This is a genomic window from Pseudomonas sp. ITEM 17296 (assembly GCF_028895205.1).
Taxonomy (GTDB): Bacteria; Pseudomonadota; Gammaproteobacteria; order Pseudomonadales; family Pseudomonadaceae; genus Aquipseudomonas; species Aquipseudomonas kermanshahensis.
In genome coordinates, this window is sequence record NZ_WJRS01000057.1 from 1 (window position 1) to 3,262 (window position 3,262).

General features: G+C 51.5%; 2 rRNA genes. Both read left to right on the plus strand.

Annotated features, from left to right (window positions below):
• The first annotated feature begins 99 nt into the window (after positions 1-99).
• Positions 100-2,991, plus strand: a 23S ribosomal RNA gene (locus GIB19_RS27945).
• 128 nt (positions 2,992-3,119) lie between these two features.
• Positions 3,120-3,235 (plus strand): 5S ribosomal RNA (gene rrf / locus GIB19_RS27950).
• Positions 3,236-3,262: the final 27 nt, after the last annotated feature.

Below are 3,262 nucleotides of genomic sequence, written 5' to 3' on the forward strand. Positions count from 1 at the left end.
GTGGATCAGGCTAAGGTAAAATTTGTGGGCTCGAAAGAGCAAAACGAATTTTCGGCGAATGTCGTCTTCACAGTATAACCAGATTGCTTGGGGTTATATGGTCAAGTGAAGAAGCGCATACGGTGGATGCCTTGGCAGTCAGAGGCGATGAAAGACGTGGTAGCCTGCGATAAGCTTTGGGGAGTCGGCAAACAGACTGTGATCCAGAGATCTCTGAATGGGGGAACCCACTCAGCATAAGCTGAGTATCTTGTACTGAATACATAGGTGCAAGAGGCGAACCAGGGGAACTGAAACATCTAAGTACCCTGAGGAAAAGAAATCAACCGAGATTCCCTTAGTAGTGGCGAGCGAACGGGGACCAGCCCTTAAGTTGGTTTGAGATTAGTGGAACGCTCTGGAAAGTGCGGCCATAGTGGGTGATAGCCCCGTACACGAAAATCTCTTATCAATGAAATCGAGTAGGACGGAGCACGAGAAACTTTGTCTGAATATGGGGGGACCATCCTCCAAGGCTAAATACTACTGACTGACCGATAGTGAACTAGTACCGTGAGGGAAAGGCGAAAAGAACCCCGGAGAGGGGAGTGAAATAGATCCTGAAACCGTATGCGTACAAGCAGTGGGAGCCTACTTGTTAGGTGACTGCGTACCTTTTGTATAATGGGTCAGCGACTTATATTCAGTGGCGAGCTTAACCGAATAGGGGAGGCGTAGCGAAAGCGAGTCTTAATAGGGCGTTTAGTCGCTGGGTATAGACCCGAAACCGGGCGATCTATCCATGGGCAGGTTGAAGGTTAGGTAACACTGACTGGAGGACCGAACCGACTACCGTTGAAAAGTTAGCGGATGACCTGTGGATCGGAGTGAAAGGCTAATCAAGCTCGGAGATAGCTGGTTCTCCTCGAAAGCTATTTAGGTAGCGCCTCATGTATCACTGTAGGGGGTAGAGCACTGTTTCGGCTAGGGGGTCATCCCGACTTACCAAACCGATGCAAACTCCGAATACCTACAAGTGCCGAGCATGGGAGACACACGGCGGGTGCTAACGTCCGTCGTGAAAAGGGAAACAACCCAGACCGTCAGCTAAGGTCCCAAAGTCATGGTTAAGTGGGAAACGATGTGGGAAGGCTTAGACAGCTAGGAGGTTGGCTTAGAAGCAGCCACCCTTTAAAGAAAGCGTAATAGCTCACTAGTCGAGTCGGCCTGCGCGGAAGATGTAACGGGGCTCAAACCATGCACCGAAGCTACGGGTATCACCTTATGGTGATGCGGTAGAGGAGCGTTCTGTAAGCCTGTGAAGGTGAGTTGAGAAGCTTGCTGGAGGTATCAGAAGTGCGAATGCTGACATGAGTAACGACAATGGGAGTGAAAAACTCCCACGCCGAAAGACCAAGGTTTCCTGCGCAACGTTAATCGACGCAGGGTTAGTCGGTCCCTAAGGCGAGGCTGAAAAGCGTAGTCGATGGAAAACAGGTTAATATTCCTGTACTTCCAGTTATTGCGATGGAGGGACGGAGAAGGCTAGGCCAGCTTGGCGTTGGTTGTCCAAGTTTAAGGTGGTAGGCTGAGATCTTAGGCAAATCCGGGATCTCAAGGCCGAGAGCTGATGACGAGTTGCCTTTAGGCGACGAAGTGGTTGATGCCATGCTTCCAAGAAAAGCTCCTAAGCTTCAGATAACTGGGAACCGTACCCCAAACCGACACAGGTGGTTAGGTAGAGAATACCAAGGCGCTTGAGAGAACTCGGGTGAAGGAACTAGGCAAAATGGCACCGTAACTTCGGGAGAAGGTGCGCCGGCGAGGGTTAAGGACTTGCTCCGTAAGCCCATGCCGGTCGAAGATACCAGGCCGCTGCGACTGTTTATTAAAAACACAGCACTCTGCAAACACGAAAGTGGACGTATAGGGTGTGACGCCTGCCCGGTGCCGGAAGGTTAATTGATGGGGTTAGCGCAAGCGAAGCTCTTGATCGAAGCCCCGGTAAACGGCGGCCGTAACTATAACGGTCCTAAGGTAGCGAAATTCCTTGTCGGGTAAGTTCCGACCTGCACGAATGGCGTAACGATGGCGGCGCTGTCTCCACCCGAGACTCAGTGAAATTGAAATCGCTGTGAAGATGCAGTGTATCCGCGGCTAGACGGAAAGACCCCGTGAACCTTTACTATAGCTTTGCACTGGACTTTGAATTTGCTTGTGTAGGATAGGTGGGAGGCTTTGAAGTGGGGACGCCAGTTCTCATGGAGCCATCCTTGAAATACCACCCTGGCAACTTTGAGGTTCTAACTCAGGTCCGTTATCCGGATCGAGGACAGTGTATGGTGGGTAGTTTGACTGGGGCGGTCTCCTCCCAAAGAGTAACGGAGGAGTACGAAGGTGCGCTCAGACCGGTCGGAAATCGGTCGTAGAGTATAAAGGCAAAAGCGCGCTTGACTGCGAGACAAACACGTCGAGCAGGTACGAAAGTAGGTCTTAGTGATCCGGTGGTTCTGTATGGAAGGGCCATCGCTCAACGGATAAAAGGTACTCCGGGGATAACAGGCTGATACCGCCCAAGAGTTCATATCGACGGCGGTGTTTGGCACCTCGATGTCGGCTCATCACATCCTGGGGCTGAAGCCGGTCCCAAGGGTATGGCTGTTCGCCATTTAAAGTGGTACGCGAGCTGGGTTTAGAACGTCGTGAGACAGTTCGGTCCCTATCTGCCGTGGACGTTTGAGATTTGAGAGGGGCTGCTCCTAGTACGAGAGGACCGGAGTGGACGAACCTCTGGTGTTCCGGTTGTCACGCCAGTGGCATTGCCGGGTAGCTATGTTCGGAAGAGATAACCGCTGAAAGCATCTAAGCGGGAAACTTGCCTCAAGATGAGATCTCACTGGGATCTTGAATCCCCTAAAGGGCCGTCGAAGACTACGACGTTGATAGGTTGGGTGTGTAAGCGCTGTGAGGCGTTGAGCTAACCAATACTAATTGCCCGTGAGGCTTGACCATATAACACCCAAGCAATTTGCTAGCGCAGATTGCGGTGGTGAAGACGAAAGACCCGAAAGTTCGTAACCACAAAATCGCATATCCGAATTCGCTGGGCTGTCCATCTGGACATTCTGGCTACAGAATTTCTTGACGACCATAGAGCATTGGAACCACCTGATCCCATCCCGAACTCAGTAGTGAAACGATGCATCGCCGATGGTAGTGTGGGGTTTCCCCATGTGAGAGTAGGTCATCGTCAAGATTCATTTCGCAAAACCCCTATCTGCGC